General features: G+C 71.0%; 6 protein-coding genes, 1 tRNA gene and 2 pseudogenes. 3 read left to right on the top strand and 6 right to left on the bottom strand.

Translation table 11 applies throughout. From position 1 onward, the window contains the following. The 4 genes and pseudogenes from EQG76_RS12130 to gph all read right to left on the bottom strand — a co-directional run. Positions 1-227: pseudogene (locus tag EQG76_RS12130) on the bottom strand (hypothetical protein); the annotation flags it as partial. 113 nt (positions 228-340) lie between these two features. Continuing rightward, positions 341-1,237, bottom strand: coding sequence for a 5-bromo-4-chloroindolyl phosphate hydrolysis family protein (locus EQG76_RS12125; RefSeq protein WP_159713680.1), 897 nt, complete (start codon positions 1,235-1,237; stop codon positions 341-343). A gap of 235 nt (positions 1,238-1,472) precedes the next feature. After that, positions 1,473-1,547: transfer RNA gene (locus tag EQG76_RS12120), tRNA-Val, on the bottom strand. Positions 1,548-1,584: 37 nt separating this feature from the next. Beyond that, complete coding sequence (gene gph / locus EQG76_RS12115; protein WP_159713678.1) at positions 1,585-2,295, bottom strand: phosphoglycolate phosphatase; 711 nt, start codon at positions 2,293-2,295, stop codon at positions 1,585-1,587. Between the two features lie 265 nt (positions 2,296-2,560). On the opposite strand from gph, the gene glmU reads away from it, so the two are divergent. The 3 genes from glmU to EQG76_RS12100 all read left to right on the top strand — a co-directional run bounded on the left by glmU (position 2,561) and on the right by EQG76_RS12100 (position 6,592). Beyond that, on the top strand, positions 2,561-3,916 hold the full coding sequence (gene glmU / locus EQG76_RS12110; RefSeq protein WP_159713676.1) for a bifunctional UDP-N-acetylglucosamine diphosphorylase/glucosamine-1-phosphate N-acetyltransferase GlmU: 1,356 nt from the start codon (positions 2,561-2,563) through the stop codon (positions 3,914-3,916). After that, positions 3,913-5,130, top strand: a complete 1,218-nt coding sequence (locus EQG76_RS12105) for a tetratricopeptide repeat protein (RefSeq protein ID WP_159713674.1) — start codon at positions 3,913-3,915, stop codon at positions 5,128-5,130. The genes glmU and EQG76_RS12105 overlap by 4 nt, the downstream gene beginning before the upstream one ends. Positions 5,131-5,296: 166 nt before the next feature. Then, positions 5,297-6,592 carry a D-alanyl-D-alanine carboxypeptidase gene (locus EQG76_RS12100; protein ID WP_159713672.1) on the top strand — a complete coding sequence of 432 codons (1,296 nt, stop codon included), beginning with the start codon at positions 5,297-5,299 and terminating at the stop codon, positions 6,590-6,592. A 71-nt stretch (positions 6,593-6,663) separates the two neighbouring features. Here the strand turns inward: EQG76_RS12100 and EQG76_RS32195 are convergent. Both EQG76_RS32195 and EQG76_RS32190 read right to left on the bottom strand, forming a co-directional pair. Then, positions 6,664-7,061, bottom strand: a pseudogene (locus EQG76_RS32195) (transposase); the annotation flags it as partial. A gap of 132 nt (positions 7,062-7,193) precedes the next feature. Further along, positions 7,194-7,374, bottom strand: a 181-nt coding sequence (locus EQG76_RS32190; protein ID WP_235031333.1) for a hypothetical protein, incomplete at its 5' end; no start/stop codon positions are given.

Here is a 7,374-nt window from a genome sequence, read left to right as displayed (position 1 = left end):
GCCTCGATCTCCGCGCTGGTGGCGGTGAGGCCGGGGGAGGTGGACTGGGCGGTGGAGATGGACTGGGCCGGTGCCAGCGGCGCCGCCTCGCGCAGCGGCGCCGGCATCGGCCGGGGGACGCCCGGCTCCACCGAGCCGGGCCGGACCGCCGCGGGCGTGGCCGCCGGTGCCGGCTCGTCACTCCAGGTCGGCTGCGGCGGCGGGGAGGTCCTGGACGGCTCATTCATCGGGGCGTTCCTCCCTGGGCAGGATGATGGGGTCGGTCGCCGGCAAGAGCCGGCGGGCAGGAAATATCAGCTGGGACGGCCTGGCGGGATCCGGCCGGCATCCGGGCTGGCCGTCATCCGTGGATGCCCTCGCTCTTCAGGCGCCGGGTCAGCACTTCCAGCTGGACGTCCAGGTCGAGCGCGTCCGCGGCCAGCAGCTTCTGCTGCTGCTCAGTCATCGCCGCCTCCATGGCGTCCAGGGCCACGGTGAACTTGCGCTCGATCGCGGGATCGGCGCCATCCAGGCCGGAACTGGCGAAGCGACGGGCAATGCCAAGGGTCTCGTCCAGATAGAGGTTCAGCACCTTGCGCGCCCGGTTGAAGGTTTCGGGCTGGCGCTCGATCGTGTCGACCAGCCCTTGAGCTCGCTCCACCACCCGCGACAGGCGCTGCGTGAGGGCCTGCGAGCGGATGCGGCGCCGGATCTGGTCCAGCTCGGTGATGCGGGCGGATGCGGCGTCCAATGCCTGGCGGAACAGGTCGGTGTCGATGCCATCCACGCTGCCGGCACGCTTCTCGCCGCGCGGGTCGAGCCCGTACATCAGCACGGTGGCGAAGCCCGCACCCAGGCCGAACGCGACCCCGGACAGGAAGTCGTGTCCGGCACCGGCAAAGGCGAGCGTGAAGGCGGCAAGGCCCAAAGAAGCTGCCCCCAGGAGCTTGCGCGGCAGTCTCGGCGCACGGGCGACCTTGAGTGCCCGGAACGCCCGCTCAGCCCGGCGACCGGAGCGGATCAGGCCGGCTCCACCGATCACCAGCGCTGCCGCCAGCGCGTCCACCAGCACGGCATCCGCCCGGCCCCGGCTCAGCGCGACCAGCGCGCCCATGATCGGCCAGAGCGCGAACAGATAGAGGACCAGCCCCTCAAACCGGCCTTCCAGGCGCGAACGGGCTTCCGGGATCCAGCGCTGGGGCGCTGCGTACCCGCCCAGGATGTCGCTGCCGGAACCGGCCGGCCGGTCAGAACGCATGGGCGAACAGCGCCTGGCAGCCGGCGATGCCGAGCGTCGCGGCGAGCAGGCCGAATCCTGCGGCCTTGCGCAAGACCATGTTCATGGACGGCGTCTTTCCCTCGTCGAGCGGTTCCTAGTCCCCAGCAGATGTAGGGAGCGGAACGGCCGTTTGCGAGGGTGAACCTCATGGCCACGTCTGCGCCTCCGCGAGGAAAAGCGCGCCAGCCGACAGGTCGAGGGAGGGACGGTGGGATGGTGGGCGCTGCAGGGTTCGAACCTGCGACCCCTACCGTGTGAAGGTAGTGCTCTACCGCTGAGCTAAGCGCCCGACGCCGCGCGTCTGGTGCATCGTCGCCCGCCCGGTGTCAAGACGCAATGCTGCCGGCCAGGCGGCTGCCTGGGCGCAGCTGGTCGAGTGCGGCCGGCAGTTCGTCGAAGCGGTCGATCACCAGGTCCGCACCCAGCTCGCTCGGCGGGATGGTAGTGTAGCCGAAGCTGACCACGATCACCTTCATGCCGGCTGCGCGCGCGGTGACCACGTCGTTGGTACTGTCCCCGACGAAGATCGCCTCCTCGGGCGGGAGGCCCAGGAGGCGCAGCGTCGCGAGCGCATGTTCCGGATCGGGCTTGCGCACGGGCAGGCTGTCGCCGCCCACCACCGCGCCGAAGAAGCCGGTGAGGCCCAGCGCGTCCAGCAGGCCGAGTGTCGGCGCATGGGGCTTGTTGGTGCAGATCCCCATCCGGATGCCGCGGGCCGCAAGCTCGGTGAGCACCGGCACCACGCCCTCATAGGCGAAGCTGTGCCGGCAGGGGTTGGCGGTGTAGCGGGCGAGGAAGTTCTCGAACAGCCGCTCCAGCAGTTCCGGGTCGTCCGGGTGCCCGGCGGCGTCCAGGGCGCGTCGGATCAGGACCCGGGCACCGTCGCCGATCATGGTGCGCAGCTCGGGCAGGCTCGGCGCATCGACACCCAGCTCCGCCGTCACCTCCACGAGCGTGGCGTGCAGGTCCGGGGCGGATTCGACCAGCGTGCCGTCCAGGTCGAACAGGATTGCCCGCAGCGGCGGAAACGAGGCCAAGATCAGTGCTCCAACTAAGGCTGGGACGCGGCGGTACCGGCAGCGGGTGCCCCGGCACCGGAGGCAGACATCGCCGCAGGAAGCGGTGCCTGCATTGTCCGGTCAAGCGGACTCGTTACACTCGGGGCGGTTGCGTTCCGCAGCCATACCGGCTTGCTAGGACCGGCTGGTTGGGGCAGGGCGGCAGGGGGGATCGCCGGCCGGACGGGACTCCGGTCCGGTCTACGGCAGGATCGTTGGCCGCAGGATCGAGAGACGGAGATCGATGACGACAGCGCTGCATGTCCTGATCCTGGCCGCGGGCAAGGGCACCCGGATGCGGAACGGCCGGCCGAAGGTCCTGCATCCGCTGGCCGGCCGCAGCCTCCTGGAGCATGTGCTGGCGGTGGCGGGCGAGCTCGACCCGGCACGGGTCGTCCTGGTCCTGGCACCGGGCATGGAGGAGGTCGCCGAGGCAGGGGCGCGTTCCGGCCTGCCGCTGTCGGTGGCGATCCAGGATCCGCCACTCGGGACCGGCCATGCGGTACAGGCCGGAATCGCCGGGCTGCCGGCAGCAGGCGAGGTGCTGGTGCTGTATGGCGACACGCCGTTGATCCGGGCGGAGACGCTACGGGAGCTGCTGGCGGCGAGGCGCGCGGCCGATGCCGCCGTGGCGGTGCTGGGCATGGATCCGCCCGACCGCACCGGCTATGGCCGGTTCCGCCAGGAAGGTGGGCAGTTGCTGGCGATCGTGGAGGAGCGCCATGCCGACCCGGAGCTGCGGCGCTCGGGCCTGTGCAATGCCGGCGTGATGGCGATGGATGCCGCGCGGCTGCCCGAACTGCTGGCGGCGGTGCCGCACCGGCCGGACAAGAACGAGTATTATCTCACCGACATCGTCCAGCTGGCGCGAGAGCGCGGCTGGGCCTGCGTGGCGGTGGAAGGGCCCTGGCAGGACGGGGTGGGGGTCAACAGCCAGCGACAACTCGCCGACGCCTACGGGCTGTTCCAGGAGCGGCAGCGCGAGCGGCTCCTGGAACTGGGCGTGATCATGCCGGTGCCGGACAGCGTCCATTTCTCGGCGGACACCGAGGTGGCACCAGGTGCGGTGATCGAGCCGTACGTGATGATCGGGCCAGAGGTGCGGATCGAGGCCGGCGCCAGGGTCCACGCGTTCTCCCATCTGGCGGGCTGCACGATCGAGGCGGGTGCCGAGATCGGCCCGTTCGCCCGGGTCCGGCCGGGCAGCCGGATCGGCAAAGGCGCCAAGGTCGGCAACTTCGTCGAGGCCAAGAACGCGCGGCTGGGTGCCGGCGCCAAGGTCAACCATCTGAGCTATGTCGGCGATGCGGAGGTGGGGGAGGCCGCCAATCTCGGGGCTGGCACCATCACCTGCAACTATGACGGGTTCGGCAAGCACCAGACCGCCATCGGGGCCGGCGCGTTCATCGGCTCCAACACCGCGCTGGTAGCGCCGGTCCAGGTGGGTGCCGGCGCACTGGTGGGGGCTGGCAGCGTGATCACCAGGGACGTTCCGGACGATGCGCTGGCGGTGACCCGGCCGCAGCAGATCGTGCGCGAGGGCCATGCGGCGACGCTGCGCGGCCGGTATCGGGCACGCAAGCCGGGAGCCGGGTCGTGAGAGCCGGCGGCGGCCGCGGGGCCGCTCCCGGCGGGGCCAGCTGGCGGTGGCGGCGGCATCTGGCGGGCATGGTCGTGGCCGGCTGCCTGGTGGTCACCGGCACGGCCGGCGCCCAGCTGCCCGACGATCTCCGGCAGGGCTACGAGTTCTACCGGTCCGGCGAGTTCGCCGAGGCGGCGGCCGCGTTCGGCCGGGCGATCGACGCAGGGGGGCTGGATCCGGAGGCGCTCGCGGTGACGCTCAACAATCGCGGCGTCGCCTACTCGCAGCTCGGCGACTACGACGCCGCGATCGCCGACTATCTGGAGGCCCAGAAGCTCAAGGCCGACGACCCGACCACGATCCGCAACCTCCGCTATGCCTATCTCACGCGCGGGCTGGCCAGCGCCCAGGCGGGCAACCGGCGTGCCGCGCTGACCGACTACGACCGAGCGCTGGCGATCGACCCCAATTATCTGGAAGCCTTGCAATATCGGGGTGCCTTGCGGATCGAGCTGGGCATGATCGAGGAAGCGGCGCGGGATTTCCGCCAAGTGCTGGCGCTGGAGCCCGGCAATGCCGCGGCCACCGCGGCACTCGCCACGCTCGCGGAGCGCGCGGAAGGTGCTTCGCCCGCCGGGGCTGCAGGCGGGGCTGCAGGCGAGACCGGTGCGGTGGCCGAGGCTGCACCGGACGGTCCGGCGGCCGGCCCGGACCCGGATGCGATGGCAGCCGCGGTCGAGCGCAGCAGAAGTGCGGAGGAACGGGCGCAGGCCTCGCTCGACGAGGCGCTGAGGGCGGCCCGCGAAGCGGAGCCGACCACCGGGCCGGAGCAGGATGCGGCCGGGCAGGGGGATGACGCACGGGAGGGCGCCGCACAGGAGGAGGCGCTGCCTGAGGGCCGTGATGCGCCAATGGATGCGGCGGCGGCTCCGGTGCCCGGGCGGGCGGAGCGTCCGGCAGTCGAGCAGGACGCGCCGGCCGAACCGCAGGCGGCATCGCCCGGAGCCGGGCAGGCCACGGCCGAGGCTGCCGAGGCCGGAGATCGCTACCGGATCAGCACCGCGGTGAACATGCGCGGCGGGCCGGACAATTCGTTCCCCGTGGTGGGCGTTCTGACCGAAGGAACGCTCGTCCGGACCGACCGCGAGCAACTCGGCTGGCACCGCATCCCCGCCGCGGACGGCCGGCCGACCGGCTGGGTGTATCGCCGCTTCCTCATTCCCGCAGAATAATGCGCGAGCGATTATTCCGGCGTTGATTTCTACCTCTGGTCGTGACTAGTCGTGGCTGAGGTACGGTGTGATGCGCGCATCGCAAGTGACCGGAACGACTGGCTGAGTCGCGCTCCTCGGGCTCGGCCGGATCGGGTCGGTCCGGCGCGCTCAGGTGGACGTCCGCATGGCTAGCTCAACCGGTTCGAGACGTGTTCTGGCGGCCTTCTGCCTGGCCCTGACCCTGGGGCTCTGCCAGTTGCTGGCCGCAGGAGCCGTGGCGAAGGGCGCACTGGTGCCACGCTATGCCGCCGTGGTGGTCGACCATGCCAGCGGCGAAGTGCTGCTCGGCGAGGATGCGACCGGGCTGCGCCATCCCGCCTCGCTGACCAAGATGATGACGGTCTACCTGGCGTTCGAGGCAGTGCGCGCCGGCAAGGTCACGCTGGACACCAGGCTGCCGATCTCCGCCCGCGCCGCATCCCGCCCGCCATCGAAGCTCGGGCTGCGCTCCGGCAAGTCGATCACGCTCGACGACGCGATCATGGCGCTCCTGACCAAGTCGGCCAACGACGCGGCCAGCGTGGTGGCCGAGGGGCTGGCCGGCAGCGAGGAGGCGTTCGCCGAGCAGATGACCAAGAAGGCCCGCCAGCTCGGCATGAAGAAGACCCGGTTCAAGAACGCCTCGGGCCTGCCGAACCCCGAGCAGGTGACCACCGCGCTCGAGATGGCGAAGCTGGCGAGCCGGCTAATCGACGACTTCCCCGAATACTACCCCTACTTCTCCCGTGCCGAGTTCAGCTATGCCGGCCGGACGATCCGCAACCACAACTGGCTGCTCGGCCGCTACCCGGGCACGGACGGCCTGAAGACCGGCTATATCGGTGCGTCCGGCTACAACCTCGTCGCCTCCTCGGTCCGCGGCGGGCGGCGGCTGATCGCCGTGGTCCTGGGCGGCAAGACTGCGCGGGCCCGCGATCGGCAGACCATGCGGCTGCTGGACGACGGCTTCGCCTCGGTCCAGATCGCCCGGGCGATGCCACTGCTCGGCACCGCGTCGGCGAACACCGCCGTGGCCGCGGCCGGCCCGGTGCGGGCGCCGGCCGCGCAGGGCGACGGGGTGGACCTCACCGCCTCGCGCGACCAGGGCGACGCGGAAGGCAGCGCGGTGGCACCGCCGCCGGCCGCGAAGCCCGTGGTGGTCGCTGCGGTGGCACCGCAGCCGCCAGCCGCCGGCCAGCGCCACCGCTATTCGGTGCAGGTCGGTGGCTTCTCCTCGGAAAAGGCCGCCCGCCGCCAGGTCCAGCGCGTGGCCGGCGAGATGGCCAAGAAGCTGCGCGGCAAACCGACCGTCCTCGCCTCGACCAGCAAGGGCAAGAAGATCTATCTCGCCCGGCTGGTCGGCTACGACCAGAGCAAGGCAGAGAGCGCCTGCAAGGCGATCATGCGCCAGGGCCATGACTGCCTGGTGGTGCGCTCCTGAACAGCCGTAGCCCAGGCCATACGGCGTAGCCGGAGCATTCGGCAGACGGGACAGAGCGGCCGCTGCTTCGATCACGGCGAGGGGGCCGCCAGGCAGGGCCCGAGGGTGATCAGGCGGCCACGGCGGACCGCCCGCTCATCGCACTGCTCGCACATCAACGCCCCAGCCAGCCGGATGACCGAGCGGTCGTTGGGGAAGATCCCGACAACATCGGCCCACCGCTCGATCTCGCCATCGAGGCGGTCGAGCGGGTTCGTGGACATGATCTGCGCCCAGTGCTCGTGCGGAGAAGGTCATGCAGGCGAGCACGTCCTCGCGCGGCGTCCCTCAGCGCGGTAAACTCGGGAAGACGCTCGCGCAGTGCATCGGCCACCTGCCGCCCTTGCGTGTGGGCGGCCTCGGCCGTGTCCTGGACGAAGATCGTCTTCAGCATGGCGGTCGCCGATGGAGCGCAAGCGAAAGCCTCTCGCCGATCCTCACGGATGAAGATGCCCTCATCGGGGCCTGTGTCGCGGGCGCCCGGTGCCCGCGCGGAGCCCGAGGCGCCACACCATCAGCCGACCCTCATCCGGGGGTGGCGGGTCGAGCATCCATCTTCTGCTCAGATTGCGCGCGCTGCGACGGTGAATGACCAGATGGTCCACTGGAATGGCAGGAACGTACGCTCCTCTTGCGCCGAGACCGCGGTGACCGGGGTGCGCACGGGGAACAGTAGCCGGCTGCGGGTGGGAGAGGCCGCAGGGGTGCTTGAAGCAGCGGTTAGAAATTCTTCCTTGAGCGCC

This window comes from Geminicoccus flavidas (genome assembly GCF_009806515.1).
Classification (GTDB): domain Bacteria; phylum Pseudomonadota; class Alphaproteobacteria; order Geminicoccales; family Geminicoccaceae; genus Geminicoccus; species Geminicoccus flavidus.
The sequence above is the reverse complement of the archived record's forward strand: the minus strand, read 5'-3'. Positions and strand labels throughout refer to the sequence as shown.

Bases quoted from the DNA above. Each gene is read 5' to 3' on its own strand.
- EQG76_RS12100 (WP_159713672.1), top strand. From the start codon at position 5,297: ATGGCTAGCTCAACCGGTTCGAGACGTGTTCTGGCGGCCTTCTGCCTG.
- EQG76_RS12125 (WP_159713680.1), bottom strand. From the start codon at position 1,237: ATGCGTTCTGACCGGCCGGCCGGTTCCGGCAGCGACATCCTGGGCGGG.
- glmU (WP_159713676.1), top strand. From the start codon at position 2,561: ATGACGACAGCGCTGCATGTCCTGATCCTGGCCGCGGGCAAGGGCACC.